Annotated in this window: 28 protein-coding genes and 1 tRNA gene; 17 read left to right on the forward strand and 12 right to left on the reverse strand. The window is 61.4% G+C overall.

Annotated features, from left to right (window positions below):
• The first annotated feature begins 13 nt into the window (after window positions 1-13).
• A complete protein-coding gene (locus NKI08_RS27765) occupies window positions 14-1,834 on the forward strand; it encodes an extracellular solute-binding protein (RefSeq protein WP_352774088.1) in 1,821 nt (606 codons plus the stop codon).
• A 23-nt stretch (window positions 1,835-1,857) separates the two neighbouring features.
• Window positions 1,858-2,535, forward strand: coding sequence for a DsbA family oxidoreductase (locus NKI08_RS27770; RefSeq protein ID WP_352471875.1), 678 nt, complete (start codon window positions 1,858-1,860; stop codon window positions 2,533-2,535).
• 6 nt (window positions 2,536-2,541) lie between these two features.
• Here the strand turns inward: NKI08_RS27770 and NKI08_RS27775 are convergent, their stop codons facing one another.
• Complete coding sequence (locus NKI08_RS27775; protein WP_352774090.1) at window positions 2,542-2,976, reverse strand: hypothetical protein; 435 nt, start codon at window positions 2,974-2,976, stop codon at window positions 2,542-2,544.
• A gap of 630 nt (window positions 2,977-3,606) precedes the next feature.
• Here NKI08_RS27775 and NKI08_RS27780 point away from each other — a divergent pair.
• Both NKI08_RS27780 and mgtE read left to right on the forward strand, forming a co-directional pair.
• A complete protein-coding gene (locus NKI08_RS27780) occupies window positions 3,607-5,496 on the forward strand; it encodes an ABC transporter ATP-binding protein/permease (protein WP_352774092.1) in 1,890 nt (629 codons plus the stop codon).
• A 272-nt stretch (window positions 5,497-5,768) separates the two neighbouring features.
• Complete coding sequence (gene mgtE, locus NKI08_RS27785) at window positions 5,769-7,133, forward strand: magnesium transporter (RefSeq protein WP_352774094.1); 1,365 nt, start codon at window positions 5,769-5,771, stop codon at window positions 7,131-7,133.
• Between the two features lie 57 nt (window positions 7,134-7,190).
• Here the strand turns inward: mgtE and gor are convergent, their stop codons facing one another.
• The 3 genes from gor to rpiA all read right to left on the reverse strand — a co-directional run bounded on the left by gor (window position 7,191) and on the right by rpiA (window position 9,993).
• The gene (gene gor, locus NKI08_RS27790; protein WP_352774096.1) at window positions 7,191-8,579 is read right to left on the reverse strand and encodes a glutathione-disulfide reductase; all 1,389 of its coding nucleotides are present in this window, start codon (window positions 8,577-8,579) and stop codon (window positions 7,191-7,193) included.
• Window positions 8,580-8,696: 117 nt separating this feature from the next.
• Window positions 8,697-9,275 (reverse strand): DUF2059 domain-containing protein, encoded by a 579-nt coding sequence (locus NKI08_RS27795; RefSeq protein ID WP_352542027.1) that lies wholly within the window; start codon window positions 9,273-9,275, stop codon window positions 8,697-8,699.
• Window positions 9,262-9,993: a ribose-5-phosphate isomerase RpiA gene (rpiA, locus tag NKI08_RS27800; RefSeq protein WP_352456755.1), complete on the reverse strand. Its 732-nt coding sequence runs from the start codon at window positions 9,991-9,993 to the stop codon at window positions 9,262-9,264. The genes NKI08_RS27795 and rpiA overlap by 14 nt, the downstream gene beginning before the upstream one ends.
• A 144-nt stretch (window positions 9,994-10,137) precedes the next feature.
• On the opposite strand from rpiA, the gene NKI08_RS27805 reads away from it, so the two are divergent.
• Both NKI08_RS27805 and NKI08_RS27810 read left to right on the forward strand, forming a co-directional pair.
• Window positions 10,138-10,821 carry a phosphoglycolate phosphatase gene (locus tag NKI08_RS27805; protein WP_352682754.1) on the forward strand — a complete coding sequence of 228 codons (684 nt, stop codon included), beginning with the start codon at window positions 10,138-10,140 and terminating at the stop codon, window positions 10,819-10,821.
• Window positions 10,822-10,924: 103 nt separating this feature from the next.
• Window positions 10,925-10,999, forward strand: a tRNA-Val gene (locus tag NKI08_RS27810).
• 34 nt (window positions 11,000-11,033) lie between these two features.
• On the opposite strand, the gene NKI08_RS27815 is transcribed toward NKI08_RS27810, so the two are convergent.
• The gene (locus NKI08_RS27815; RefSeq protein ID WP_352774098.1) at window positions 11,034-11,246 is read right to left on the reverse strand and encodes a hypothetical protein; all 213 of its coding nucleotides are present in this window, start codon (window positions 11,244-11,246) and stop codon (window positions 11,034-11,036) included.
• Window positions 11,247-11,504: 258 nt separating this feature from the next.
• On the opposite strand from NKI08_RS27815, the gene NKI08_RS27820 reads away from it, so the two are divergent.
• Together NKI08_RS27820 and NKI08_RS27825 are read left to right on the forward strand one after the other, a co-directional pair.
• A complete protein-coding gene (locus tag NKI08_RS27820; RefSeq protein WP_023675031.1) occupies window positions 11,505-11,756 on the forward strand; it encodes a PepSY domain-containing protein in 252 nt (83 codons plus the stop codon).
• A gap of 127 nt (window positions 11,757-11,883) precedes the next feature.
• Window positions 11,884-12,360: a hypothetical protein gene (locus NKI08_RS27825; protein WP_352774143.1), complete on the forward strand. Its 477-nt coding sequence runs from the start codon at window positions 11,884-11,886 to the stop codon at window positions 12,358-12,360.
• 11 nt (window positions 12,361-12,371) lie between these two features.
• Here NKI08_RS27825 and NKI08_RS27830 read toward each other — a convergent pair whose 3' ends face one another.
• Window positions 12,372-14,264 carry a L,D-transpeptidase family protein gene (locus NKI08_RS27830; RefSeq protein ID WP_352774101.1) on the reverse strand — a complete coding sequence of 631 codons (1,893 nt, stop codon included), beginning with the start codon at window positions 14,262-14,264 and terminating at the stop codon, window positions 12,372-12,374.
• Between the two features lie 219 nt (window positions 14,265-14,483).
• Complete coding sequence (locus NKI08_RS27835; protein WP_352774103.1) at window positions 14,484-15,230, reverse strand: 3-oxoacyl-ACP reductase family protein; 747 nt, start codon at window positions 15,228-15,230, stop codon at window positions 14,484-14,486.
• Window positions 15,231-15,328: 98 nt separating this feature from the next.
• On the opposite strand from NKI08_RS27835, the gene NKI08_RS27840 reads away from it, so the two are divergent.
• On the forward strand, window positions 15,329-15,943 hold the full coding sequence (locus NKI08_RS27840) for a TetR/AcrR family transcriptional regulator (protein WP_352471884.1): 615 nt from the start codon (window positions 15,329-15,331) through the stop codon (window positions 15,941-15,943).
• A gap of 33 nt (window positions 15,944-15,976) precedes the next feature.
• Here NKI08_RS27840 and NKI08_RS27845 read toward each other — a convergent pair whose 3' ends face one another.
• Complete coding sequence (locus NKI08_RS27845) at window positions 15,977-16,876, reverse strand: alpha/beta hydrolase (RefSeq protein WP_352774105.1); 900 nt, start codon at window positions 16,874-16,876, stop codon at window positions 15,977-15,979.
• Between the two features lie 47 nt (window positions 16,877-16,923).
• Between NKI08_RS27845 and NKI08_RS27850 the strand changes: the two genes are divergently transcribed.
• Complete coding sequence (locus tag NKI08_RS27850) at window positions 16,924-17,376, forward strand: MarR family winged helix-turn-helix transcriptional regulator (RefSeq protein WP_254817243.1); 453 nt, start codon at window positions 16,924-16,926, stop codon at window positions 17,374-17,376.
• Between the two features lie 27 nt (window positions 17,377-17,403).
• Here NKI08_RS27850 and NKI08_RS27855 read toward each other — a convergent pair whose 3' ends face one another.
• Window positions 17,404-18,015: a pyridoxamine 5'-phosphate oxidase family protein gene (locus NKI08_RS27855; protein ID WP_352774107.1), complete on the reverse strand. Its 612-nt coding sequence runs from the start codon at window positions 18,013-18,015 to the stop codon at window positions 17,404-17,406.
• A 159-nt stretch (window positions 18,016-18,174) separates the two neighbouring features.
• On the opposite strand from NKI08_RS27855, the gene NKI08_RS27860 reads away from it, so the two are divergent.
• The gene (locus tag NKI08_RS27860; RefSeq protein ID WP_352774109.1) at window positions 18,175-18,603 is read left to right on the forward strand and encodes a nuclear transport factor 2 family protein; all 429 of its coding nucleotides are present in this window, start codon (window positions 18,175-18,177) and stop codon (window positions 18,601-18,603) included.
• A 23-nt stretch (window positions 18,604-18,626) separates the two neighbouring features.
• Here NKI08_RS27860 and NKI08_RS27865 read toward each other — a convergent pair whose 3' ends face one another.
• Complete coding sequence (locus tag NKI08_RS27865; protein WP_023717628.1) at window positions 18,627-18,980, reverse strand: gamma-butyrobetaine hydroxylase family protein; 354 nt, start codon at window positions 18,978-18,980, stop codon at window positions 18,627-18,629.
• A 198-nt stretch (window positions 18,981-19,178) separates the two neighbouring features.
• On the opposite strand from NKI08_RS27865, the gene moaA reads away from it, so the two are divergent.
• Complete coding sequence (moaA, locus tag NKI08_RS27870) at window positions 19,179-20,174, forward strand: GTP 3',8-cyclase MoaA (RefSeq protein WP_352774111.1); 996 nt, start codon at window positions 19,179-19,181, stop codon at window positions 20,172-20,174.
• 107 nt (window positions 20,175-20,281) lie between these two features.
• The gene (locus NKI08_RS27875; protein ID WP_352774113.1) at window positions 20,282-20,704 is read left to right on the forward strand and encodes a hypothetical protein; all 423 of its coding nucleotides are present in this window, start codon (window positions 20,282-20,284) and stop codon (window positions 20,702-20,704) included.
• 51 nt (window positions 20,705-20,755) lie between these two features.
• On the opposite strand, the gene NKI08_RS27880 is transcribed toward NKI08_RS27875, so the two are convergent.
• Window positions 20,756-21,058 (reverse strand): hypothetical protein, encoded by a 303-nt coding sequence (locus tag NKI08_RS27880; protein WP_352774115.1) that lies wholly within the window; start codon window positions 21,056-21,058, stop codon window positions 20,756-20,758.
• Window positions 21,055-21,321 carry a hypothetical protein gene (locus NKI08_RS27885; RefSeq protein WP_352774117.1) on the reverse strand — a complete coding sequence of 89 codons (267 nt, stop codon included), beginning with the start codon at window positions 21,319-21,321 and terminating at the stop codon, window positions 21,055-21,057. The genes NKI08_RS27880 and NKI08_RS27885 overlap by 4 nt, the downstream gene beginning before the upstream one ends.
• Before the next feature lie 356 nt (window positions 21,322-21,677).
• Between NKI08_RS27885 and NKI08_RS27890 the strand changes: the two genes are divergently transcribed.
• The 4 genes from NKI08_RS27890 to mobB all read left to right on the forward strand — a co-directional run bounded on the left by NKI08_RS27890 (window position 21,678) and on the right by mobB (window position 24,270).
• Window positions 21,678-22,034, forward strand: a complete 357-nt coding sequence (locus NKI08_RS27890; protein ID WP_352448884.1) for a hypothetical protein — start codon at window positions 21,678-21,680, stop codon at window positions 22,032-22,034.
• Between the two features lie 121 nt (window positions 22,035-22,155).
• Window positions 22,156-23,076 carry a DMT family transporter gene (locus tag NKI08_RS27895; RefSeq protein ID WP_352540518.1) on the forward strand — a complete coding sequence of 307 codons (921 nt, stop codon included), beginning with the start codon at window positions 22,156-22,158 and terminating at the stop codon, window positions 23,074-23,076.
• A gap of 58 nt (window positions 23,077-23,134) precedes the next feature.
• Window positions 23,135-23,764, forward strand: a complete 630-nt coding sequence (gene mobA / locus NKI08_RS27900; protein ID WP_352774119.1) for a molybdenum cofactor guanylyltransferase MobA — start codon at window positions 23,135-23,137, stop codon at window positions 23,762-23,764.
• Complete coding sequence (gene mobB, locus NKI08_RS27905) at window positions 23,761-24,270, forward strand: molybdopterin-guanine dinucleotide biosynthesis protein B (RefSeq protein ID WP_352774121.1); 510 nt, start codon at window positions 23,761-23,763, stop codon at window positions 24,268-24,270. Before mobA ends, mobB begins: the two co-directional genes overlap by 4 nt.
• Window positions 24,271-24,408: the final 138 nt, after the last annotated feature.

Genomic DNA, 24,408 nt, shown 5'->3' on the forward strand with positions numbered 1-24,408 from the left:
GAAGGAGACGGTCATGGGCCGCGTTGTCGTTTGGCTGATCGCCGCAATCTTGTTTGTCGGCCTTTCCCTGCAGCCGGCCCTGTCGGAACCGGTGCACGCGCTTGACATGCAGGGCGTGCCGGCTCTGCCGGCCGAATACAAGCAATTCAATTACGTCAAAACCGAAGCTCCGAAACGCGTGAGCATTACATTTTGCGTCGTCGGCAGCTTCGACAATCTCAATCCGTTCATCCTGAGAAGCCTGCGCACCACCGCGCGCGGCATGATGGATCAAGCCTATGGCAATCTCGTCTTTGAGCCCCTGATGCAGCGCAACTACGACGAGGCCTTCAGTCTCTACGGCCTGCTCGCCGATACCGCCGACATGGACCCCGAGCGCAAGAGCATCGAATTCCACCTCGATCCCAGGGCCAAATGGTCGGACGGCGAGCCGGTGACGCCGGAAGACGTGTTGTTTACCTATGACGTCTTCACCGAGAAGGGCCGCCCACCTTACAGCCTGCGAATGAAAGCGATTGCCAAGCTCGAAAAGACCGGCGACCGCAGTGTGCGTTTCACCTTCAACGACAAGGCCGACCGCGAATTTCCGCTGATCATTGCGCTGACGCCGATCATCCCGAAACACGCCTTCAACAAGGACACCTTCGACAGGACGACGCTAAAGCCGGTGATCGGCAGCGGGCCTTACACCGTGGCGCAAGTCGTGCCCGGTCAGCGCATCGTGTTCAAGCGCAATCCGGACTATTGGGGCAAGGACGTGCCGTCCAAGCGCGGCTTCGACAATTACGACCAGATCACCATCGAATATTTCCTCAACGCCAACGCCAAGCAGGAAGCGTTCAAGAAAGGCATCTGCGCCATCGACGACGACAGCGACCCGGTCAAGCGCGAGCGCGATCTCGATTTTCCGGCCTTCCACAGGGGCGAGGTCATCGCCGAAACTTTCGATACCGGCATTCCGCCGGTGGTCAACGGTTTCCTGTTCAACACGCGGCTGCCGAAATTTTCCAATCCGGTCGTGCGGCGCGCGCTCGGCATGCTCTACGATTTCGAATGGGCCAACAAGAATCTGTTCGGCGGCAAATACACGCGCACGATGAGCTTTTGGCAGAATTCCGAGCTGTCCGCGCTCGGCCACCCCGCCAGCGAAAAGGAAAAGGCCCTGCTGGTCCCCTACCCCGGCCGAGTGCCCGCAGATGTCATGGACGGCACCTACAGGCCGCCCGCTACCGACGGCTCCGGCCAGGACCGCAAGGTGCTGAAGGCGGCATTCGAGCTGCTGAAGAGCGCGGGCTATACGGTGCAGGACGGCGCGATGCTCGATCCCGAGGGAAAGCCGTTCGGTTTCGAGATCCTGACCGCCTCGCAGGACGAAGAGCGACTTGCCGCTATCTATCAGCGCACCCTTGAGAAGCTCGGCATCGATGTCGGCATCCGCAGCCTCGACGGTGATCAGATCCAGTCGCGCAAGCAGCGTTTCGATTTCGAGGTGCTGGTCGGCTCGACCGGTTTCAACAACTCGCTGTCGCCCGGTATCGAGCAAACCGGGCGCTGGGGATCCGCTGCCGCCAAGGCCGAAGGCTCGTTCAACCTGGCGGGTGTCGCCGACCCCGCAGTGGATGCGGCGATCGAGGCGATGCTGAGAGCTCGTTCGAAGGAGGACTATGTAGCGGCCGTCCGCGTTCTCGACCGGCTGCTGATCTCCGGCAATTACATGGTGCCGACGCAGCACAACAACCAGCAATGGCTCGCTTATTGGAACTATCTAGAACATCCGCAAAAGACGCCCATATACGGTTATCAGTTGCCGACCTGGTGGCGCAAACCGAAGTGACCTCTTCACAACAGGAGATCAAGATGAACGACGAGAGCTCGATTACCGTCGATGTGGTCTCCGACGTCGTGTGTCCCTGGTGCTTTATCGGCCAGAAACGGCTCGACAAGGCGATTGCCGCCGTCGATATCGACGTTCACATACGCTGGCGGCCCTTCCAACTCGACCCAACAATCCCGCCCGAAGGCAAGAACCGCCGCGACTATATGGTGGCGAAATTCGGCAGCGAGCAACGCATCCGCGAAATCCATGCCCGGATCGAACCGCTGGGCGAGGCTGAAGGCATCTCCTTCGCATTCGACGCCATCAAGGTCGCGCCCAATACGCTGGATGCGCACCGTCTCATTCGCTGGGCCGGCACGGCCGGCGAGGCCATTCAGAACCGGCTGGTGCGCCGGCTGTTCCAGCTGAATTTCGAGGAAGGCGCCAATCTCGGCGATCATGCCGTGCTGATCGAAGCCGCCCGCGAGGCCGGCATGGATGCGTCCGTGGTCGAAACGCTTCTGCCGACCGACGCCGATGTAGAGGCCGTGCGCACCGAAATCGCCACCGCTTCGCGCATGGGCATATCGGGTGTGCCGTGCTTTCTGCTTGAAGGCAAATATGCGGTGATGGGTGCCCAGGACGCCGATACGCTCGCCGATGCACTCCGCCAGGTCGCCGCGGCCAAGGCACGCGGCGAACTGGAAACAGCGAACTGAGTCGGACTATTTCACGGTCACCTTGGCCTTGCTGACGAAAAAGCCATGGCCATGCTTGCCGGTGCAGGTCAATCCCTTGGTGGATGACTGGCAGGAAAACGGCCCCTTGCTCCAGCTGTTGCCGTACGCCAGCCTGGTGACGTCGCCGCAGCAGCCTTGCTCGCCCGGATTCTTGATCAGCGTCGCCGGACCTTTCGGGCCGAGGATGACGGTGACGTAGCTGGGCTCGACGCGCGAACAGCTCAGTTCTGGTCCGCCATCCTGTGGCTCGTAGGTGCTGGTGCCGCCCTTCGGCGTATAGATGCAGCCGATATTGCCGGAGGGAGTGTTGAACTCGACCTGCCCCTCGGCGTTTGCGGGAAAGGTCTGGCTGCCGGCATATGTTTGCGGCAGCCAGGCAAACATCGCGAGCATCGCCGCAAACAATGTCCGTGCAAGCATGAAGAACTTCCCCCCGGTTCAAACCTGGATGCGTCCGGCAGGTTCGATCCGAAGCGCGTGTTTGTCAAACGCGGTTTGTGCGCGCTCTTAAAAAGGCACGGGCCAATTGATATTGATCTTCATCCTGGACTGTGTCGGCAAAGTCATTGCTTGGCCGACTACGGGGTCCTGACAAGGCGGCTTCAACCACGAATCATACGGTCACTTTCTGGTCGCCGACGAGGTCGGAGCTGACCGTGAAGGCGGTTCAGGCTGTGAAGATCGATCGCTGGACGGCGCTTCTATGTTCACAAAGCTGTGTGAAGACCTTCCCCAGGGGAAGGTCTCTACTTGCTCCGGCGCGAGCAAGTAACTATTTGAAATTGCATCAGTATTCCGCCCCCAGAAACGTAACGGCATAGCGCCATGATCATTCATCCTGTTGCTCCACTGCAACGGCCGGCGAGCTAAAGCCACCTGCGACTGGTGAAAAGCTAATGGAAAATGATCAATTGGTGTTACTGTCCGTAACAAAAGAAAAATCGTTTGGGCGGGATAGTGATTCGGGTCGACAGACCAACGCGACATTCAATATCGGAAAAATGGCTCCGCGGTGCCGCAAGGCCGTCGCCCCTGACGCCCGTATCGTCGATGCGCAGCTTCTGGGGACTGATGCGGGGCTACTGGTTCTCGGACAAGTGGGTCGAAGCCTGGACGCTCACCTTGGTAATAGGCTTGCTGACAGGGCTCTCCAGCAAAGCCGACGTCTGGTTTACCGTGGCGGCGGCTGAACTATATACCTCAATCGCTTTTTTTCACGACGCCGCGAATACCACGCCGCTCAAAACGTTGCTGACCAATGCCGGCCTGCTCGTGCTGCTGGTCGTGCTCAAGGACATGGGCATTACCAGTACATGCAAGTTTGTATCGGCGACATTGCATCGCAAATGGCGCGGCTGGCTAGATAGCCGCTTCAATGCGGCGCTACTCGACCCCAACCATTCACACTACCACGCCCAGCATGGCTCGTCCGGCACGGCAGCGCCCGACAACATCGACCAGCGCGTGCAGGAATCGATCAAGGACATGACAGGCGGCGCTATTGGGCTTGCCATGGGAGTATTCAGTGTCTTTACCTCGCTCTACTTTGTCGGTGGAGCTTTGTTGGCAAATTCTGTGGAGGTAAAAGGACTCGAGTTCCTCGGCAGCTACGGGAGTGTCGTGCTTGCTCTGCTGGCGGTCGCTCTCTACGTGCCGTTCAACACCTGGATCGCAGTCAAAATCGGCGGAATGCTGGAGTGGCTCAACATCAGGATGCAGAAGGCTGAAGGCAGCTATCGGGGCGAACTGATCACGTTATTGCGCCGCAGCTTTCATGTGGCGGCCTCGCAAGGCGAAGTCGTGCAGAAGACGATACATAGCCGGCTCTATCTCGACATCGATAGGACTTGGTCGAAGTTCAACATCGTCAACACCATCTATTCGGGATTCGAATCGGTCTATAACTTTGTCGGTGCCAAAATTGTCGCCTTCGGGCCTGGCCTTGTGCCGTTCATCCATAACGGCCTCGACCTCAAGGGTTACATAACAGGTTCCGAACAGGTCAACGCGCTGATCAGCAAATGTTCGTGGTTCATCCATGTCATGCCAAGTCTTGCCACGTTGCGCGCCAACAGCTTGCGCGTCATTGAATTGGCGCAGGCGATCGAAGACGTCCAGCACCCGCAGGAATTTTATCAGCAGACCGGCCGCTCCGATTTTCGCTACGACCGCCAAAACCCGGTTTTCGGCCTGACCATCCAGAAGCTCGAACTGGCGCATCAGGGCGAGGACGCAACGCCCTTCCTGAGTGCTGCAAATTTGCGCTTCCGGCGTGGCGAGTGGACTTTCCTCAAGGGCGAATCCGGCTGCGGCAAGACCTCGCTGATCAAGGCGATCAACGGGCTGTGGCCTTATGGCCGCGGTACCATCGTCTTCCCGGAAGGGGTCAGGAGTTTCTACGCCGCCCAGGAGGTGAAGCTGCAGCAGGTCTCGTTGAAGCAACTGGTCTGCCTGCCCGGTTCCGAGCATGATTACGCCGACCTGCAGGTCGCATCCGCCCTGCACAAGGCCGGCCTCGGCGATTTCATCGAGCATTTGGCCGATGAGAGTCGTGAAGGAAAGATCTGGGATCAGGTTCTCTCGGGCGGGCAGAAACAGAAGCTTGTTGTCGCCCGTATCGTGCTGCAGCAGCCGGGATTGCTGTTCCTCGATGAAGCCACCGGCGCGCTCGACCCCGATGGACGGATCGCCTTCCACCAGGCGATCAAGGACAATTGCCCTGATGCAACTGTGATCTCGATCATGCATGAGGCGACGCCGCCGAGATCGCTCGCGGGCACCGAATTCTACCACAGCGTGGTTGCGATCGCCGACGGCGTCGCCACCAAGAAGCCGCTGGTTCCGAGCTTGCCGGTAGAGCTCACCACCATCCTCACGCAGCCGACGCGGCCGGCCGAGGACAAGTGGCTGCGCTTTCCCCGCCGGCTGAAGCAGAGATAGCCGCGGGCACCACTGCCGGCATCCAGCCAGCCTGCCACGTCGCCCGATCACAGTCTCGCGATCCAGTCGGTTTGCCGCCGCTTTAACCCGCTCTCGCGATTGACTCGGCAAGGCGCGCTCCTATGTTGCGCCGGCTTGCAGAATCTCAACTCGAACCCGCGAGCAGAAAGGTCACCGCGCCATGCCTGGCGACAGTCACAGTCGAACGCAACCGCCGTCCGCTTGACGTGACCTGACAGGCTCACGTCCTGCCGGACGGCAAGGAGTGAGCCATGAACGAGTTTTCCCCTGTCGCGGGCGGCGATGCCATCGCCATCGCTCGCGTACTTGCCAACGACCACGTCGCCGACATCGTCGAGGCCTTGAACCAGGAGCCCCGCGAGACGGCATCGGAGCTGCTTTGCGAAGTGCCGTTCGGGCGGCTGGTCGAGATCTTCGACCAGCCTGAACTCGACGGCGCATTCGAACTGGTCGAGGCGCTGCCCCGCATCAAGGCAGGCAGACTGCTTGCCGCCATGTCGGTCGACCGCGCCGCCGACATACTGCGCGATCTGAACGAGCCGGCTCGTTCCGAACTGCTTGGTGGCCTGGCGCCACCGCTGCGCGCGACGCTGCTTGCTATTCTCGGCTACCCCGAGGGCAGCGCCGCCTCGCTCATGACGACCGAATATGTCAGCGTGCCGCCGGACTGGAGCGTAGCCCGCACGCTGGATTATATCCGCAAGGTGGAGCGGACGCGCGAAACCGTCTACGCGATCTACATCGTTGATCCGCAAACGCATGTCCTGTTGCGCTCGACCAGCCTGCGCCGGCTGATCGCTGGCGGGCCCGACGAGCTGATCATGGCAATCGCGCCGGATCGTGCGCCTATCACCGTCTCACCGCTGACCGATAGTGAAAAGGTTGCTCAGCTGATCTCGAAATATGATCTGCTCGCCGTTCCGGTAGTGGACAACGGCAAGCTCCTCGGCATCGTTACCATCGACGATATTATCGACACGATGATCGAGGAAACGACGGAGGATGTGCATCGTTTCGGCGGCATGGAGGCTCTCGACGAGCCCTATATGAAGATGGGCTTTCTGGCGATGATCCAGAAACGCGCCGGCTGGCTGTGCGCGCTGTTTGTCAGCGAGATGCTGACCGCAAACGCTATGCAGAGTTACGAGGGCGAGCTGGAAAAGGCGATCGTGCTGACGCTATTTATTCCATTGATCATGAGCTCCGGCGGCAATTCCGGCTCGCAGGCGACCTCGCTCGTCATCCGGGCGCTGGCGCTGCGCGAGATCGGCCTTGGCGACTGGTGGCGGGTGGCATTGCGCGAGCTGCCCACCGGCCTGGTGCTTGGCTCGATCCTTGGCGTAGTCGGCGTCTGCCGCATCGCGCTCTGGCAGTATCTCGGCTTCTACGACTACGGCCCGCACTGGCCGCTGATCGCAATGACGATCGGCGCCACGCTGGTTGGCATCGTCACCTTCGGCTCGCTGTCTGGATCGATGCTGCCGTTCGCCCTGAAGCGCATCGGCTTCGACCCGGCCAGCGCATCGGCCCCGTTCGTCGCCACGCTGGTCGACGTTACCGGGCTGGTGATCTATTTTTCTGTGGCGCTGGTGATCCTGCGCGGAACGTTGCTGTAAGAAAACGCACGCACTTCCATCGCGGCAATTTCGTTGCCGCGATGGGTTGTCGTCGCGTCAGACGCGCTCACCATCTCTCACCCGGTAAGTCGGCTTGTACATGGTGACGAGTTCTTCCGCGGCGGTCGGATGCACCGCCATGGTGCGATCGAAATCATCCTTGGTCAGGCCGGCCTTCAGCGGTATGCCGAGAAGCTGCGCCATTTCGCCGGCATCCGGCCCGAGGATGTGGGCGCCGAGGACCTTTTTCGAGGCGCCGTCGACGACCAGCTTCATCAGCATCTTTTCGTCGCGGCCGGAAAGTGTGTGCCGCATCGGCCGGAAGGTGGCGCGGTAGATTTCGACATCCGAAAAGCGCTTTGCCGCCTCATCCTCCGACAGGCCGACCGTACCGATCTCGGGCTGCGAAAAGACTGCGGTAGCGATCGTGTCATGGTCGGGCGCCGTCGGCTTGTCCTTGAAGGCGGTCTCGACGAAGCACATCGCCTCGTGGATTGCCACCGGCGTCAATTGCACGCGATGGGTGACGTCACCGATTGCCCAGATGTTGTCGATGTTGGTGCGGGAGTATTCGTCGACGTGGATTGCCCCGGTTTTGGTCATCTCGATGCCGACGCCTTCCAGGCCCATGTTCTCGGTATTGGGAATGCGGCCGATGGCGAGCATGACCTGGTCGACCGTCAGCACGGTGCCGCCGGTGACAAGCGCGTCGAGCCGGCCGTCAGGCCGCTTCCTGACCCACTCGGACACGGCGTGGCAGAGGATTTTTATCCCCTTCTTTTCCATCGTTTCGTGCAGCACACGTCTGAGGTCCATGTCGAAACGGCTGAGGATCTCCTTGCCGCGGTAGACCAGCGTCGTGTCGACGCCGAGGCCGTGAAAGATGTTGGCGAATTCGACGGCGATATAGCCGCCGCCCTCGATCATGATTGCCTTCGGCAGTTCCTTGAGGTCGAAGGCCTCGTTGGAAAAGATGCAGTGCTCATGGCCGGGCAATGCCGGATGCGGCGCCGGTCGCCCGCCGGTAGCGATCAGGATCTGGTCGGCGGTAACGGTGCGATCCTCACCAAGAAGATGCACCACATGCCGATCGACCAGGATGGCGCGCGAATGAATGACCTCGCCGCCGGCGCCCTGCACGTTCTTCTTGTAGATGGCCTCCAGCCGGCTGATTTCGCGGTCCTTGTTGGCGACCAGCGTCTGCCAGTCGAAACGCGCCTCAGGCACCGTCCAGCCATAACCGGCGGCGTCGGCGAAATGCTCGGGGAATTGCGAGGCGTAGACGTAGAGCTTCTTCGGCACGCAGCCACGGATCACGCATGTGCCGCCATAGCGGTATTCCTCGGCGATGCCGACCCGCTTGCCGAGTGCGGCCGCAACGCGCGCCGCCCTCACCCCACCGGAGCCGCCGCCGATGACGAAAAGATCGTAGTCGTAACCGGCCATGGCTGAACTCCTTGCCCCTCAAACCCCGAGACAGGTAGGCTGCCGACTATCAAAAGAAAAGCCCGGATTTGCCGGGCTTTTGGTCCAGTGGCGGTCAGGCGGCCCGGAAGTCCGCAATCAATTCGGCGTAGCGTCCGCGGGAGCTGCGCCATCGGCCGGAGCGGTACCGTCGGCAGGCGCAGCCGGCGCCTTGGCATTCGCCGCTGCACCCAGGGTCTCGCCGACCTGCTGGGCGAGATCGCGAGCCAGGCCGTTCTGCCAGATCTCGGCAGCCTTCACCAGTTCGCGCGTCACGATCGGGCCGTTGTCGAGCAGCTTCTTGCCGGAATCGGAATTGTAGAAGGCGGCAATTTCATTGAGTTCCTTTTCCGAGAACACCTTTGCATAGGCGAGCGCCGCTTCCTTTTCCAGGTCGGCGCGGCGCGATGCCAAGGCCATCGCCTTCTCGTTGATCGTCTTGGCGATCAGTTCCTGCATGTCCGGGTTCTTCTGGATCATCTGCTGCTCCAGTGCCGCGGCTGCTTGCGGCAGGATGCTGTCGAACGTATCCGTCGCATGGATCGCCGCGACGGCGGCGCGCGCCGCCTTCAAATGCGCATCGGTGACGTCCTGCGAAAACGCAGGCGACGAAAACGCGAAAACGGCCGAGGCCGCCAGAATGGCAAAAAAGCGGCCAACCCGGTTATGCAACATCATGATCGGTAAAACTCCCTGATTTTCGGGCGGCATGGACGGTTTGAATGCCGTCGCCGCCGGCTATGATGGCCGTTGATGCCAGCCCGATGAAAAGACCATGCTCGACCACGCCCGGAATGGCGTGGAGAGCATTCGAAAGCGCTCTTGTATCCGGAATGCGGCCAAAAGATGCATCGAGGATAAAATGGCCGCCGTCTGTAACAAATGGCTGGCTCCCCGTCATCCTCAATGTAACAGGGCCGGAAAGGCCAAGGTTTGCAGCCGCCGCGCCGACCGCAATTTCGGTGGCGCGCAGGCCAAATCGGTTGACTTCGATGGGCAGCGGAAAACGGCCGATCATCTCGACCATCTTGGAGCTGTCGGCGATGACGATCATGCGGGCGGAGGCCGCCGCGACGATCTTTTCGCGCAGCAGCGCACCGCCGCCGCCCTTGACCAACGTCAGCGCCGGATCGATCTCGTCGGCGCCGTCGATGGTGAGGTCGAGCTCGGGGGTTTCCTCGAGGGTGGACAGCGGCACACCAAGCTCGGTGCAAAGGACGGCGGTGCGCTCCGAGGTCGGCACGCCGATGACAGTCAGGCCGGTGGCGACCTTGTCTGCGAGCAGCCGCACGAACTCGTCCGCCGTCGTGCCGGTGCCGATGCCGAGCCGCATGCCATCCGTGACATGGGCAAGCGCTGCCCGCGCGGCCTCAACCTTCAATTGCCTCGCATCCATGCCGGGTCCCGAGATTTGTTTCGGCGCTCGTAGCATTTTTGCCGGGCTGGTCAAAGGACCTTGCCCGCGGTGGATAAGCCGTCTTGCCTGAACGGGCCGCAGCGGTTATCGCCTGCCGGCAGTCAAATCGTCATAGGACAGGCCATGACCCGACCGATCATCGTGTTCGACCTCGACGGGACGCTGATCGACACGGCGCCGGACCTGCTCGACAGTCTCAACCACAGCCTTGCCGCCAGCCAGCTCGCGGCCGTCGACGAAGCCGGCTTCAGGCGCTTCGTCGGCCATGGCGGCCGGGTGATGATCGAGCGCGCCCACGCAGCGCAGCACAGGTCGCTGGCAGTGGAGGAGCACGACCGCCTGCTCAAGCTGTTTCTGGACCATTACACCGTTAACATCCCCGGCAAATCGCGCCCCTACCCCGGCGTCCCCGAGGCGATCGCACGGTTCGAGGCAGCCGGTTACCTGCTGGCCATCTGCACCAATAAATACGAGGCCAATTCGGTGGCGCTGATCGAGGCGCTCGGTATGACCAGGCATTTCGCGGCGATCTGCGGTCAGGATAGTTTTCCGTTCCGCAAGCCCGACCCGCGCCATCTCACGCAGACCATCGCGCGCGCCGGCGGCGATCCGCACCGCGCACTGATGGTCGGTGATTCGCAGACCGACATCGACACGGCGAAAGCCGCCGGGATTCCGGTGGTGGCAGTCGATTTCGGCTACACAGACCGCCATGTGCGAGAGTTCGAGCCGTCGGCGGTAATCTCGCATTTCGATTCGTTGACGCTCGATCTGGTACAAGGGCTGATGGCCGCGGCAGAGGGCTGAAAGCCGCCCATCGGGCGGACCGCCAAATGCCGACCGACAAGTGGTTGACTTAGCAGGCCGGCCTCCCTTATATCGCGGCGCGCTTGGCCTTCGGGCAACGAGCGGGCGATTAGCTCAGCGGGAGAGCACACCCTTCACACGGGTGGGGTCGCAGGTTCAATCCCTGCATCGCCCACCATTTGCTTTCCTGAATCAATTCCAAGCCAGAACGGCTAGCAGCTGCAGGTAGCGCCCTCGCCGCCAAAATTCTTTTGGGCGAAATTCAAGGCGCTGCTGTAGCTCGTATAGCTCTGGAACTGGCAAACGTTGGAGCCGGCCCGCACCTTCATCTGCTCGATATCCCAGAACGAAACCTGGATACGGTCGTCGGCGCAATAGACCGTATAGCGTTCAGGTTCCAGCGCCTCGGCCTTCTGCACGGGCATCGAAACGGCCGAGATGGAAAGTATGAAAAGTACAAATATGATGGCATGACGCATTTGCATGTAGACCCCCGAATGACCACCGGCAGTATTATGGCCGCGATGTTGAGGCGACGCATCATGATTTTAAGCAGTCGCCGTGTTCTTTCGGCAGCCATAAGTCAGGTGCGGACGGCGCCTCCTTGTAGCGCAACGGTCCGCTATCCCGGAACAAACCTGCATGGAAACGAGTTTCTGCTCATCGAAATGTGAGGGAAAGCCATGTCCAGACTTGTTTTGGCGGCCGCCGTGCTGCTTGTCGGCGGATCGGCCTTTGCCGCGGACGAAAATCCGGTACCGCCGCAGAATGCCAAGAAGCTGTCGGAAATCATCGCCAAGGTCGAGCAGCGCGACGACTTCCGCTACATCAAGGAAATCGATTGGGACAGCGATGGCTACACCGTCATTTATTACACGAGCGACAAGGCCAAAGTTGAAATCACCTATGATCCGGTGACAGCCGCGCCGAAATGAAGCTGGCCGCCAACGGTCCAGATTCTAAAAAATGGCGCGCCTCGAAGGCCCCCGGCCTTCGGCACACGCTTGCGTAGACATGACTTTGATGGCTGACTGGGTGCTATCATTGCGCGCGGGGGTGGGCATGGCGACGGTAAAGCACGTATTGAAACGCTTTCTGATGATGCTCGCGGGTTATTTCATAGCGGTACTGGTTGGGCTGATCGCGGTGGCGGCGATCTATGGCGGGCTGAGTTCGCTGCCAAATGCGCCGAATTATTTCGACGTCATGGGTGTCACCCCCATTGCGGTGCTGCTGTTGCCGCCGCTCGGCATGTTCATCTATTTTCTGACGATCGTGCTGACCGGCCTGCAGACGCTGATCTTCGCACTGATTGCCGAGTTTTTCTCGCTGCGCAGTTTTTGGCTGCACATGGTCTTCGGCGCGGCGGCCGCTGTTGGCGGCTTCGCCTTGATCTGGCCCAGTGTACCGGATGACACGAACCCGGAGCGCTGGGCCGATATCGGCATCATTGCCGCCGCAGGCATTGTCGCGGGCCTGGTCTATTGGCTCATCGCCGGACGCGATGCCGGTTTCCGGCGCCCACTGTTTCAGCGCTAGAACCGCATTCGTCAGCTTGCCGGCGAACGCACCGCTTCCGTGCTGTCGAGCGCCTGCTGCAGCCTTGTATCGCGGCCGTAGACGTCGTTGAAATATTCGACCTTGCCGGACAGGTCCGGCCACGCGGTGAAATAGGCGACATAGACCGGGATCTTGCGTGTCACGTCCTCGGTCGAATGTCCGTGTTTCAGTTTGTCCTCGATGTAGTCGACCGAGGTGCCGAGCACGGCAGCGGCCATGCCGCGCGGATCCTGCAAGCGAACGCAGCCATGGCTGAGCGCACGCATGTCGCGCTGGAAAAACGACTTCTGCGGCGTATCGTGCATGTAGATTGCATGCTTGTTGGGGAACAGTATCTTCAGCTCGCCCAGCGCATTGGCCTCGCTTGGCAGCTGGCGCACGCCGTAGGGTATCTTTGCGCCGTAGGCGCCCCAATTGACCGAGGACGAGGGAATGCGCTTGCCGCGGGCATCGACCACCTCGTAGCCGGCGCGGTCGAGATAGCCAGGATCCCGGCGCAGCCGCGGCAGCATCTCGTTGACCAGGATCGATTGCGGCACGCCCCAATAGGGATGGAAGTCGACCTGCTCTATCTGGTCATAGAAGAAAGCAGTCTGGTTGGTGGGCCTGCCAACCACGGCGCGGGTCTTCAGCTTCTCCTCGCCATCATCGATATAGCTCGCGGTGAAAGCCGGCTGGTTGATGAAGACGCGCGGGCTGCCAAGGTCGGAAGGCAACCAGCGCAATTCTTCGAGCGCAACCCGAACCTTCTGAACTTTGTCGGCCTTGGACGTTCCGGCCAACGATGCAACGGTACGCGGGCCGATGACGCCGTCGCCTTTCATGCCGGCCCGTTTCTGCACCGCCTTGATCACCGGCACCAGCTCCGGATCGTAGACCTCGCTGGTAGCGAGCCTCGCCAGGACCTCGCCATAGGCGCCGCCCATCTCGTCATCGAGATTGCGCGCGATCTTTGTCAAAAGCTTCGGCAGCTCGGGGCTGGTCTGCCCCGGCTTCAACAGCAGATCGGGATCGATGGTGATTTCGTCTTCGGCGCTGGCCTGGAGCGCTTCCAGTTCGACGCGCAGCGCCTGATACTCGGAATTCTGTGGATGCCGTGACTCGAGATAAGTGCGCACTTGCTGGGTATGGGCCAGCGTCTTCAGCACCCCTTCCATGTCGAGCGGCTTCGGCGGAAAATCGTAGTAGCCGGTCATGCGGTTGGGATCGACGCGGCCGCTTTGTGCGTCACGGGCGTAGCGCAGGACACGCGCCGACAGCGCCATCTCGAAGCGGACCAGCTCTTTCAGGCGTTCATCGACATTGCCCGCCGATGTGCCTGCTGCCGGAACTTCGACGGTGTAGTCGGCGGGCGTCAGGCCGTAGCTCGCGCCCTCGCCCAGCACCCGCACGGCATCCTGGGCACGGCTGCTGGGACTGGTTCCCGCCACCCAGATGAAATCCGGATTGGCCGAGTAATAGGCGATCAGCGCCTTGGCGATGTCCTTCTCGGCGTAGAGGTCATAGCCGTCGAGGCCGGCAATGGCTTCGCGGAATGCAGCCCCGGTGGCCGCCGGCTCGAAAGCAGCGTCCTGAGGCGTTGCTGGTTCAGGCGCTGCCGACAGTGCCGAAAAATCGACGCGCACCAGCGGATCGCTCTTGTAGGTATAATAGGACGGGCTGCTGATTTGCGCACCACCACCGGAAGCGGCCGGCGCCTTGGGCTTCGGCTTGTATTTTGACGGTGGCGGCGGAAAGTCACCTTTCGGCGGTGCGTGTTTGACGCCGCCGCCGAAAAGCATGTCGAAGAACCCTTGCGCTTCAGCCTTCGGCGCCCCGAAGGCCAGCATTGCCGCGGCCACCGCAAACGGCAGCACGGTTGCTTTGTTTCCAAGGACTTTCATGGATCACCCGCTCCGGTTGAACCGGATCCCGTTCCGCACCGCTTTCACGGTCTCGCCCACCGCATGGCGGATGTAAGGCGTGACTACACTGATTCATACTGATTTCGTTAAGCTTTCATAAATTTCGGAACGTCTGTTGCAGAACGGTTTCACAAGATCGTGACGGGTCGAGTCAATCCGTCATCGCCCCCGTTAATGATAGCGCCCGTGAGCCAAGCCTCAAGCGTTGGCGCCGCCGTCGATGGTCAATGCCGTGCCTGTCACGAAGCGCCCTTCGGGACCGGCAAGCCAGGCGACCATGCCGGCGATCTCGTCGGCCGTGCCGAAGCGAGGCATCGCCATCTTCTGGCGCTGATGCTCGGCGTGCGGGCCGGCTGCCGGATTCATGTCAGTATCGGTCGACCCCGGATGGACGACATTGGCGGTGATGCCGCGCGGACCGAGATCGCGTGCAAAGGCCTTGGTCAGGCCAACCAAGGCAGCCTTGCTGGCCGAGTAGGCGCTCAGGCCGGCGTCCGTGGCACGCTCGGCCAGATTGCTGCCGATCGAGATGATCCGGCCACCCTCGCCCATATGCGCTGCTGCCGCCTTGGCGGCGACGAACGGGGCTCTGAGGTTGACCTCCATCGTCTCGTCGAAATCGGCAAGCGACAGGGCATCGATCGGCGCAGCGCGCCAGATGCCGGCGCTATTGACCAGGATGTCGAGCCGTCCGAAGGCTGTTGCTGCCTCATCGACTGCCGCCTCGATCGCCCCAGCATCGCGATTGTCGGCCTTGATGGCAAAGGCCCGGCCGCCGGCCGCCTCGATTTCCCTGACCACCGCACGCGCCCCTTCCTCGCCATTCACATAGGTGATCGCCACGCCTGCGCCGTCGGCCGCGAGCCTTCTTGCGATCGCCGCACCAATGCCGCGGCTGCCGCCGGTGACGAGGGCGGCCTTGCCGTTCAAGCTTCTGGATGACATCTGCTTCTCCATTTTGTAGTGATTGATACATAAATATCTGCCAGCCTTGCTGAACCACGTCAACGGAATTATGTATCGATCAATACAGAAAGAATGCCATGCCGGAACGAGGCCGCCCCCGCACCTTCGATCGAGCCGCCGCCTTGCGGCGCGCAATGGAAGTGTTTTGGGCCAAGGGTTATGAGGGCGCGTCGATAAGTGACCTGACCGCTGCAATGGGCATCAACTCACCCAGCCTCTATGCCGCCTTCGCCAGCAAGGAAGCACTGTTTCTCGAGGCAACCGAGCTTTACACGCGGGTCGAGGGAACCGAGATCTGGTCCGCGCTGGAAAAGGCGCCGACCGCGCGCGAGGCCGTCGAACGGTTCCTGCGGCAGACTGCCAGGGCCTATTCACAGACCGGTCGTCCGCAAGGCTGCCTTATCACGCTCGGCGCATTGCACCAGGATTCAAGCCGCGGCGCCATCTGCGATGATCTGCGCCGTCGCCGCGCCGAAAACCGCGAAGCCTTGCTGAGACGCCTCGAGCGTGGCGTCGCCGAGGGAGAGTTGCCGGCCGATTTCGACTGCGGTACGGCCGCGACCTTCTACGCGACCGTGCAGCACGGCATGTCGATCCAGGCGCGCGACGGCGCGTCGCGCTCGGCTCTTCTGGCGACGGTGGCCGGGGCAATGGCGGCTTGGATAGCAATGGCCAGCACCGGGGCAGCGTGACGTCGAACCCGGCTGACAAGAACGATATTCAGGTCACTGCAGAGACGGCTCGAGCCTGCCGGCAACGAAGCCAACGGCACGCTCCGCCACACCCCTGTCGGCGAGAATGCGGCGGTGGCCGAGCCCGTCGGCCCAGTAAAGCCGCACATGGTCGCCGGCGCGCGTGTAGAGCCTTGCATGCTCGGCGGACACTTCGCGGTCGTCCGGCGCGTGGATCACCAGCGTCGGCAGCGGCGTGCTTGCGAGCTGGCGGTCACCGGTGAACGGCCGGCCGGCGATGCGCTCGACCCGGTCGGCCATGGCGGCCTGCGAGCGCGAGCCGACATTCAGCATGCGGCTGAAATCAGCGAAGATCGCCGGCAGCGAGCTCGGCGCGGCGATAAGCACCAGCCGCCCGGCCGCCAATCGCGGGATGTTCCTGATCGAACCGGCGACGGCGTTGGCGGCAACGGCACCACCAAAGGAATGGCCGACAATGGCGGCAAACGGCCCGAACCATTCGCCGGCAACCCGTGCCGCATCGACCGCGCTGACCAGGGTAAGCCGGCGGCCCTGCGACTGGCCGTGGCCCGGCAGGTCGAGCGAGACCACCTTGTAGCCGGCATCGCGATAGGCTTCGATCAGCGTGCGCATGTATTCGGTGCGCGAACGCCAACCATGGATGACGAGCACGGTGCCGGCAGCCGCCCTGCCCGGCTCGGGCCGGAACTCATGCACCATGACGCAGCCGGTTCTGGTCTTTAGCCGATGATGGCGTGCCTGGGTCATGAAATCGGCGGCGCGGTCGATTGCGCGGCGCTCGCCTTCGCTCAGGCTTTTCTCGTGCGGCGTGCGGCAGAACAGCTCGAATGCAGCACGCCCGGTGAGTCGCGGTGCCACATGCTCAGCCACGCCGAACGTGCCGCGGATGACCTTCAGTCCAAATGATGCCATAGTGGCGATCCATTCATTGGTTCAAGCATGAACATAATAGTTCAAACATGAACATTAAGCAAGACCTGCCCTGGGACAACCCGCGTTTTCGCAACTGGGTCGCGGTGGCGCGCGCCTGCCATGTGCTGGAACGCACCCTGGCGGTGAAGCTTGCACCGCTCGACCTGAAGCCGGCGCAGCTCGACGTGCTGATGAACCTCTACCGTCATCCCGGCATGTCGCAGCACGACCTCGCTCGCCGGCTGCTGGTCGGCCGCTCCAACATCACCATGCTTTTGCCGCAGCTGGAGACGCGCGGCCTGCTGCGCCGCGAGGGCGATGAGAAGGACAAGCGCGTGCTGCGGCTGACGTTGACCGAGGCCGGCGAGGCACTGCTGATGCAGGCACTGAAGGTCCATATGGCGCTTATCGAGAAGGCGATGAGCCAGTCGACACCGGAACAATGCGACATGATCGGCGAACAGATGCGTAGGGTTGCCGAGGTTTTGAAGACCGCCTGACAGCCCAGTGCTCCACCACCAAATGCTTCACCACATCGATTTTTTCGCGCGCTCGGGCCATTCCTTGTCGTAGACCTCGCCGTCAATGTTCTTGCGGCTGGTGATTTCCAGGATTTGGCCGGGAGTCGGCATCGTTCTCGGGTCGACATGCCTTGCCGGATTCCACAGTTCCGATCGGTGGATGGCGCGGGCGCACTGGAAATAAACCGCATCGATCTCGATGATCGTTACCGAGCGCGCCGGCTTGCCCTCGACCGCGAACGAGGCGCAGAGCGCGGTATCGGTGGTGATGTGGGCGCGGCCATTGACGCGCAGTGTCGTGCCGGAACCCGGCACGAGGAACAGAAGCGCGACGCGCGGATCGCGAAGGATGTTCCTTAGCGAATCGGCACGGTTGTTGCCGCGCCGGTCCGGCATCATCAGCGTTTTCGGATCGTGGATGCGGACGAAGCCGGCGAGATCGCCGCGCGGCGAGCAGTCCAGCCCTTCTGGCCCGCAGGTTGCGAGCGCGGCAAACGGCGAAGCCTCGATGATAGCTGCGTATTCGCGAATCAGCTGGTCGAGTTCCTTGACCACCGACGCCTCGCCGGGCAGGCCATAGAGCGCTTCAAGCTGTTCGATGCTGGTGATCATGGACATGTTTTCGTCTCCAAAGCTTTGCCGGCGCTACTCCAGATGGATGACGTTTTCACGACAAGTGCCCGTTTGCCGATCATCAGGAAACGGGTGTCGAGGCAACGCAAACAAGGGCAAACCGCTTTACCTGCATGATCGTGCCAACGGATACGGAGGTCAAAAATGGATAAACCGCTCGACCGGCGACGCACCGCCATGGAACTTATTGAAAACATGTTCAATGTTGAAATGCGTTTCCTGCAATCAGGGTCGGAGAGCCTCGATGTGCTTGCCGGCGCATTTCATGCCGAGATTGTCGTGCATGAGCCGCGCTCCCTGCCCTATGCCGGTGACTGGAACGGCCTCGACGGCGTTGGCGCCCTTTTCCGCAAAATGCGGGAAATCTGGAGCGACATGGCGGTGGAGGACCTTCAGGTCGCCCAAAACGATGACACGGTGTTCATGAGCTGCTCGCTTTCGCTGACGTCGCGGGCCAATGGTGCAACCATCAAACAGCCGTTTGCCGAAGTCTTGCGCTTCAAGGATGACCGGCTGATCGAAGGCACGCCGTTTTATTACGACACCAGCGAAATACTGGCGATCCTGCGTTGACCGGAGAGTCCTGCGGGATCCATTCAACGGTCGCGGCTCAGCCCCTTCTCTTCCAGTTCGGCGAGATAGGCGGCCCAGCGTGCATCCTTCTCATGACCCAGCGTATGCAGGTAGTTCCAGGTGAAGATACCGGTGTCGTGGAAATCGTCGAAGGTGATGCGCACGGCATAATTGCCGACTGGCTCGATCTTCAGGATCGCCACGTTGCGCTTGCCGGGAACGGTGACGCGCTGTTCGGGCGAATGGCCCTGCACCTCGGCCGATGGCGAGGCGACGCGCAGAAGCTCAGCCGGCAACTCGAACGGCTGATGTCCCGGAAAGGTGACGGAAAGCAGCTTGCGGTCCTTCGAGACCCTGAGTTCCTTTGGCGCTGTCATGGTGGTGGATCCTGCGGAGAACTGCCCTTCCTACGCCGCTTCGCGTCGAGGGAAAAGGCCGCATGGAAAGTTCCGACATGATCTGTCGGCTGGGGAATGTTGCCGAAGATTCCGAGCTTCTATCTTGAATGGCAAGTTGGCTCGTATCACATAGCCATATATAACGAAGCCGTTCACGGCCACGGAAAGCGCATACGCATGGATATGATCGATCCTTTCGGTCGCACGATTACCTACCTGCGCGTGTCGGTTACCGACCGCTGCGATTTCCGCTGCACCTATTGCATGGCCGAGGACATGACGTTCCTGCCGAAGAAGGACCTGCTGTCGCTGGAAGAGCTCGACCGGCTCTGCACGGTCTTCATCGAAAAGGGTGTGCGCAAGCTCCGCCTCACCGGCGGTGAGCCGCTTGTGCGCAAGAACATCATGCACCTGGTACGCCAGCTTTCGCGGCATCTCGAGAGTGGTGCACTGGAAGAGCTGACGCTGACCACCAACGGATCGCAGCTTTCCCGCTTTGCCGCCGAGCTCGCCGACTGCGGCGTCAAGCGCATTAACGTCTCGCTCGATACCCTCGATGCCGACAAATTCCGCCAGATCACCCGCTGGGGCAATCTGGACAAGGTCATGGACGGCATCGACGCCGCGCAGGCGGCCGGGCTGAAGGTAAAGCTCAATGCCGTGGCGTTGAAGGACTTCAATGACGCCGAATTGCCTGAAATGCTGCGCTGGGCGCATGGCCGCGGCATGGATCTGACGATCATCGAAACCATGCCGATGGGCGAGATCGATGCCGACCGCACCGACCAGTATTTGCCGCTGTCGCTGCTGCGCGCGGCTCTCGAACGCCAGTTCACGCTAAGCGACATTCCCTACAAGACCGGTGGCCCGGCCCGCTATGTCCAAGTCGCCGAGACCGGCGGGCGGCTGGGCTTCATCACACCGATGACGCATAATTTCTGCGAAAGCTGCAACCGGGTCCGGCTGACCTGCACCGGCACCCTTTACATGTGCCTCGGCCAGGAAGATGCGGCCGACCTGCGCGCGCCGCTGCGTGCGTCGGAAGGCAACGAGCTGGTCGCCGGTGCCATCGACGAAGCAATCGGCCGCAAGCCCAAAGGCCACGACTTCATCATCGATCGCCGCACCAACCGTCCGTCGGTGTCGCGGCATATGAGCGTCACCGGCGGCTGATTTTTGGCCGATTTCGTGCAAGAATAATCGCCTTGGCACCGGCTTCGAGGCAAGGCGTGCAGCGGTTTTTTGCAATCCCGACGTTTTTCGGAGTGATGGCGGCCACCATGGCATTTGCCGCGCCATTTACCTATACGAACGAGCGCTTCGGCACCATCTGCACCTTTCCGGATGAAATCTTCACTCTTCGCCAGCCTGAGCCGGACAATGGCGATGGACAACAATGGCTCACTGCCGATGGCGCCAGCCTGATCTGTTCGGGTATCCTCAACATCGATGATGACACCCCGACAGCCTTCGCCTCCGCCGAGAGGGCCAGCAAGGAACCTGGCTACAGGATCACCTACAGCAAGACCGGCAAGGACTGGGCGGTGCTGTCGGGCATCAAAGGCGAGAACATCTTCTACGAACGCCGCCTGTTCGGAAAAGACGGTGTCATCCGCACGGTCTGGATCGAATATCCGCCTACCCTGAAATCGAAATACGACCCGCTCGTCGATGCGATCGCCGGCAGCCTCAGGGGACCGTGAGCATCCGGCGACGTCAGAACTTATTGGCAGCCTATTGTTTTTGCTAGCGAGTCACGGTTGTTGGCGCGTGTAGTCATATCGTACGGCAAGCCATTTTTTGCCGCTGCCATTGGCCTGGAGAAAATGTTGCTCGGCCACTTCGTGATTGTCGCCGTCCCTGGAAATGACGAAATCGGAGGCCGTGAACCGCCCTTCGACCTCGGGGCCGAAGCCGACGAAACCAAGCGGCTGGAACAGGAGTGAAATCTTGCCGTCCTCCTCACCACCAAAACTCCAGGCGGGCATGATCCCTGCCGGGAAACGGGTTTCCATGGAGACATACTTCCAGCGGCCCTCCACTCGGTCATAGCTCAATAGGCTATCCGCTGGAAGTCCGGCATTTTCGACCCGGGCGCCGGGCGCATCACCTCCTGCATGAAGGGACCGATCATCGTGCGCTCGGCCACCAGCCCGGTCATGACGATCGGCTGCGCACCGGGCGTTGGCCAGATCGTGTTGACGACGGACCATTTCCCGACGCGGCGAGCGAGCTCATCCGCTTCGTGACCCGGCGTGGACATCCGTTCGACTGCCGACGCCGAAGCGCCGTTCTCGGCGAACGCAGGCGCTATCGCCATGAGGATAGCCGCCAGGGCAGAAGAGAACCGGAAAGCCGACGAAACATGCCGCCTGCTGCCTGTGCCAAGCCAGTCCGCATTGCCTCGTGCACATCATGGACCATCTCCCCAACACGATCAGAAGTTTACAATGACCAATTTGGTGAATCTTGCCGAGCAAATTTGATCTCGTCGAAAATTTTCCTCGAGCCGCAGTGTGATAAATTTGCCCTCCGGACCCATCCTTTAGAACGGCACCTTTTTTGGGTCACACCCAGAAAAGGTCTCGTCCGCAAACGGTCACCGGATTTACCGCAAGCCCATTCGGGCCTAGCCTCTGCTCTGGAGCGGTTCTTCGCCCAGTGGGGGAATACGATATGCGCAAACTCATTCTTTCTCTTGCATTGCTCAGCCTCGCGGCCCTGCCCGCGGCGGCTCAGTCGATCGGCGGCACCTATGCCGTGGCCGGCACCAATTTCGATGGGTCGTCCTATGGTGGCGACGCGACGATCACGCTGACCAGCGAGACGACCTGCACGATCCATTGGGAGACAGGCGGCTCGTCCTCGGACGGTATCTGCATGCGCAACGATGATGCCTTCTCCGCCGGTTATGTCATGGGCAAGGCGGTCGGTCTTGTCGTCTACAAGGTGCAGGACGACGGCTCGCTGCGTGGCCTGTGGACGATCGCCGGCAAGGAAGGCAACGGCACCGAGGTACTGACGCCCAAATAAGCCCTGCCGCTCTTGCGCGACAGATGTTACGGGCCATAGAATGGCTGTGGCCCAGCCCTTTGACGTTGCTGTTTTGCGGGTGCCTGCTAGACGCTTGCTGCAGGACTCACCGGTAATCGCCTTGCCTCTTTCGCCAAACCTGCGCGGCGCGTTGTTCATGATGGTGGCCATGGCTGGTTTCACCCTCAACGACGCTATCACCAAATTCTCGTCGGAATCGATGAACATGGCGCAGGTCATGCTGATCCGCGGCGCCTTCGCTTCGCTTTTCGTTGGCCTGCTTGCGTGGCAACGCGGCGCGCTTGCCCGGCCAGGTTCGATGCTGCAGCCGACCGTTGCGCTGCGCGTTGCCAGCGAGGCCGGCGCCACGGTGTCCTTCCTGGTTGCTCTGGCGCATCTTCCGATCGCCAATGTCTCCGCCGTGCTGCAGGCGCTGCCGCTGGCGGTGACGATGGGCGCAGCACTTGTGTTCAACGAGGGCGTCGGCTGGCGGCGCTGGCTGGCTATTGCCGTCGGTTTTGCCGGCGTGCTGATCATCGTGCGGCCGGGCTTCGAAGGGTTCAGCGTCTTTTCTCTGCTGGCGCTGGCCAGCGTGGCATGCTGTGCGGTGCGCGATCTCGCCACCAAGCGGATACCGCAGGCAATTCCGACATTGCTGGTGTCGAGCGCCACCGCCCTTGCCATGACGTTTCTGGGCGCGGCATTGCTTTCACCGATGGGCGGCTGGACACCGATGACGGGACAAAGCACGGCGTTCCTGGCGCTGGCGGCGGTGCTCGTGCTCATCGGCTACCACTTCATCATCACGGCGATGCGGGTGGGCGATATCTCCTTCATCGCGCCGTTCCGCTACACCGCCCTGCTCTGGTCGATCCTGCTTGGCTTCACGATCTTCGGCGATGTCCCGGATCTGCCGATGATCGTCGGTGCTACGATCATCATCGCGTCGGGCCTCTATGCACTCTACCGCGAACGGATCGTCGGCCGGCGAAAGACAGCCGCCGAAAGCACTGGACCGGACATGGCGCCGGACGGCATATAGAGTGACTGTCGACGACTGTCTGATTTGAAAACTGGATTTTGGGTCTAGGCAGCAAACGATGGGCCGAGATATCGCAGGGATCATTCTGGCCGGCGGCCGGTCGAGCCGGATGGGCGGCGGCGACAAGACGCTGCTTGCGCTTGGCGACGGTACCCTGCTCGACCGTGTCGTTTCGCGCCTTGGCCCGCAGGTCGGACCGCTCGCGCTAAACGCCAATGGCGATCCGACACGGTTCGCCGCGACGGGGCTTCCGGTGCTTGCCGACACTGTCAAAGGTTATGCCGGGCCGCTTGCCGGGATCCTGACCGGCCTCGAATGGGCTTCCGACACGACCTGCCAGGCGCTGGTCACGGCTGCCGGCGATACGCCTTTCCTGCCGAGGGATATGGTCGAGCGGCTGCTCGCGGCAGCCTATGCGCGCTCTGGCTCGATCGCCGTTGCTTGTTCCGGCGGCAAACGGCATCCGACCTTTGCACTCTGGCCGCTAGGGTTAGATCAGGCCTTGCGACAATTTCTCGTCGAGGAAGACAACCGGCGCGTCGCGGCGTTCATCGACCGGCACGGTTTTGTCGAGGTGGAATTTCCCATCCTGAAATCGGGCGGGGCCGAGGTCGATCCGTTCTTCAACATCAACACTCCCGACGACCTTGCCCAGGCCGCGCATCTGTTGCAGAGCATCGAACCATGAAAAGACGTATCTTCGGCATCACCGGCTGGAAGAACTCCGGCAAGACGACATTGACCGAAAAGCTGGTGGCCGAGTTCGTCCGGCGCGGCTGGAAAGTGTCGACGGTAAAACACGCCCATCATGATTTCGACATCGACAAACCCGGAGCGGACAGCTTTCGCCACCGGCAGGCGGGAGCAGTGGAGGTCGCGGTCGTGTCGGGCAGGCGCTGGGCGCTGATGCACGAATTGCGCGGCGAGGACGAGCCGACGCTGGACGCGATCCTGTCACGGCTGGCACCCTCCGATATCGTGCTGGTCGAGGGTTACAAGCGCGAGGCGCACAAGAAAATCGAGACGCGACGGCTCGAGGCCAAGGACCGGACACCGCTCTCGGCAGGCGATCCACACATTGTCGCCATCGCGTCCGACTTCCACATTGTCGGCGAAGACCTGCCGGCCTTCGATCTCGACGACACGAATTCGATAGCTGACTTCATCGAGCGCGCCACCGGCCTGACGCGCTGAGATCGCGGCCGCAGGGGGCTTCCGGCCACTTTCTCTCCATTCAGGCGTTTGACCCAGCGTCACCGTTTTCTGAACATGACCTTCCCTCAAGCGACGGTTTTGCAGTTGCTTTTTCTTGGGAAAGAATGGGAGTATCGC

Source organism: Mesorhizobium sp. M0768 (genome assembly GCF_040320195.1).
Taxonomy (GTDB): Bacteria; Pseudomonadota; Alphaproteobacteria; order Rhizobiales; family Rhizobiaceae; genus Mesorhizobium.

Coding starts and splice junctions, on each gene's coding strand:
- NKI08_RS27825 (WP_352774143.1), top strand. CDS start 11,884: ATGGCGACGGTAAAGCACGTATTGAAACGCTTTCTGATGATGCTCGCG.
- mobB (WP_352774121.1), top strand. CDS start 23,761: ATGAAAAGACGTATCTTCGGCATCACCGGCTGGAAGAACTCCGGCAAG.
- NKI08_RS27860 (WP_352774109.1), top strand. CDS start 18,175: ATGGATAAACCGCTCGACCGGCGACGCACCGCCATGGAACTTATTGAA.
- NKI08_RS27775 (WP_352774090.1), bottom strand. CDS start 2,976: ATGCTTGCACGGACATTGTTTGCGGCGATGCTCGCGATGTTTGCCTGG.
- NKI08_RS27830 (WP_352774101.1), bottom strand. CDS start 14,264: ATGAAAGTCCTTGGAAACAAAGCAACCGTGCTGCCGTTTGCGGTGGCC.
- NKI08_RS27805 (WP_352682754.1), top strand. CDS start 10,138: ATGACCCGACCGATCATCGTGTTCGACCTCGACGGGACGCTGATCGAC.
- NKI08_RS27890 (WP_352448884.1), top strand. CDS start 21,678: ATGCGCAAACTCATTCTTTCTCTTGCATTGCTCAGCCTCGCGGCCCTG.
- NKI08_RS27765 (WP_352774088.1), top strand. CDS start 14: ATGGGCCGCGTTGTCGTTTGGCTGATCGCCGCAATCTTGTTTGTCGGC.
- NKI08_RS27835 (WP_352774103.1), bottom strand. CDS start 15,230: ATGTCATCCAGAAGCTTGAACGGCAAGGCCGCCCTCGTCACCGGCGGC.
- rpiA (WP_352456755.1), bottom strand. CDS start 9,993: ATGGATGCGAGGCAATTGAAGGTTGAGGCCGCGCGGGCAGCGCTTGCC.
- NKI08_RS27850 (WP_254817243.1), top strand. CDS start 16,924: ATGAACATTAAGCAAGACCTGCCCTGGGACAACCCGCGTTTTCGCAAC.
- NKI08_RS27875 (WP_352774113.1), top strand. CDS start 20,282: ATGGCATTTGCCGCGCCATTTACCTATACGAACGAGCGCTTCGGCACC.
- NKI08_RS27845 (WP_352774105.1), bottom strand. CDS start 16,876: ATGGCATCATTTGGACTGAAGGTCATCCGCGGCACGTTCGGCGTGGCT.
- moaA (WP_352774111.1), top strand. CDS start 19,179: ATGGATATGATCGATCCTTTCGGTCGCACGATTACCTACCTGCGCGTG.
- NKI08_RS27840 (WP_352471884.1), top strand. CDS start 15,329: ATGCCGGAACGAGGCCGCCCCCGCACCTTCGATCGAGCCGCCGCCTTG.
- mgtE (WP_352774094.1), top strand. CDS start 5,769: ATGAACGAGTTTTCCCCTGTCGCGGGCGGCGATGCCATCGCCATCGCT.
- NKI08_RS27885 (WP_352774117.1), bottom strand. CDS start 21,321: ATGGCGATAGCGCCTGCGTTCGCCGAGAACGGCGCTTCGGCGTCGGCA.
- NKI08_RS27865 (WP_023717628.1), bottom strand. CDS start 18,980: ATGACAGCGCCAAAGGAACTCAGGGTCTCGAAGGACCGCAAGCTGCTT.
- gor (WP_352774096.1), bottom strand. CDS start 8,579: ATGGCCGGTTACGACTACGATCTTTTCGTCATCGGCGGCGGCTCCGGT.
- NKI08_RS27780 (WP_352774092.1), top strand. CDS start 3,607: ATGCGCAGCTTCTGGGGACTGATGCGGGGCTACTGGTTCTCGGACAAG.
- NKI08_RS27770 (WP_352471875.1), top strand. CDS start 1,858: ATGAACGACGAGAGCTCGATTACCGTCGATGTGGTCTCCGACGTCGTG.
- mobA (WP_352774119.1), top strand. CDS start 23,135: ATGGGCCGAGATATCGCAGGGATCATTCTGGCCGGCGGCCGGTCGAGC.
- NKI08_RS27815 (WP_352774098.1), bottom strand. CDS start 11,246: ATGCCCGTGCAGAAGGCCGAGGCGCTGGAACCTGAACGCTATACGGTC.
- NKI08_RS27820 (WP_023675031.1), top strand. CDS start 11,505: ATGTCCAGACTTGTTTTGGCGGCCGCCGTGCTGCTTGTCGGCGGATCG.
- NKI08_RS27855 (WP_352774107.1), bottom strand. CDS start 18,015: ATGTCCATGATCACCAGCATCGAACAGCTTGAAGCGCTCTATGGCCTG.
- NKI08_RS27795 (WP_352542027.1), bottom strand. CDS start 9,275: ATGATGTTGCATAACCGGGTTGGCCGCTTTTTTGCCATTCTGGCGGCC.